This is a genomic window from Acinetobacter sp. NIPH 2699 (assembly GCF_022549355.1).
In the GTDB taxonomy this organism is placed as follows: Bacteria; Pseudomonadota; Gammaproteobacteria; order Pseudomonadales; family Moraxellaceae; genus Acinetobacter.
Window position 1 is genome coordinate 1 of sequence record NZ_JAKZGL010000051.1, and the last position, 221, is coordinate 221.

Sequence of the window (221 nt, forward strand, 5' to 3'; positions counted from 1 at the left end):
CTCCTGACCTCCTGCGTGCAAAGCAGGCGCTCTACCAACTAAGCTAAGTCCCCAGCTTATCATTGTGAATTCTATATCTTTCAATCTAGCAGCTTGTGATCAACTTAATGTATCACTCGTCGGTAGTGGTGGGTCTGACAAGACTTGAACTTGTGACCCCACGCTTATCAAGCGTGTGCTCTAACCAACTGAGCTACAGACCCTCAGATATATCTTCAAGA

General features: G+C 46.2%; 1 tRNA gene. It reads right to left on the reverse strand.

Going from position 1 to position 221, the window contains the following annotated elements:
* Positions 1-126: 126 nt before the first annotated feature.
* Positions 127-203 (reverse strand) — tRNA-Ile (locus tag MMP72_RS15845).
* Positions 204-221: the final 18 nt, after the last annotated feature.